The organism is Vibrio sp. 704, from assembly GCF_033339295.1.
This window is the reverse complement of sequence record NZ_JAWOUH010000516.1, coordinates 1-664: the sequence shown is the minus strand read 5'-3', so window position 1 is coordinate 664 and position 664 is coordinate 1. Positions and strand designations below refer to the sequence as shown.

Sequence of the window (664 nt, the reverse complement as noted above, 5' to 3'; positions counted from 1 at the left end):
CGTTTTTGAACTCGGTCTTGCAACCGTTCGTGCTGCCTTTTTTGCAACGTTATCCAAAAATTCAGCTCAAGCTGCGCGCTGCCGACGGGGAAATCGACCTGTTTCGTCAGGGCATTGATGTCGCTTTTAAGCTCACCGATAAACCGGAGGAAAATTTGGTGCTCAAAGAGATCAGCAAATCCAATCTGGTTTTGTGTGCCTCACCAGACTACCTCGCACAAAGAGGCATGCCAGAACATCCTACGCAACTTGAACAGCACGACTGTATTTACCTAGCGGAAAACGACAAAGACAACATTTGGTCGTTTTTTAAAGAAGAGGCGTTTCATTCCATCGCGGTCAGTGGTCGGTATGCGGTCAACCATTCGCAAATGCGCCTAAATGGCGTCAAGGCCGGTTTAGGAATTGGCATCTTCCACGATTTCGTGGTGAAAGAGGCATTAGAGCGCGGAGAAGTGGTCGAAGTGTTGTCCGATTGGATGATCAAAAGTAACTACCACGGTGCGGTCGCCATGCAGTACGCACAAACCAAATACATGCCTGCACGTCTGCGTGTATTTCTCGACTTTGTAAACGAACATCTCGTGTCTAAGGAACCCAACCATGTTTAATGCGATTCATCACGTCGCTATCATTTGCAGTGATTACCCAACATCAAAGCGTT

At 47.6% G+C, this 664-nt stretch carries 1 protein-coding gene; it reads left to right on the top strand.

From position 1 onward, the window contains the following. Positions 1 to 611: substrate binding domain-containing protein (locus tag R7R24_RS27475; protein ID WP_318120234.1), on the top strand; the 611-nt coding region annotated here is incomplete at its 5' end. Positions 612 to 664 lie beyond the last annotated feature (53 nt).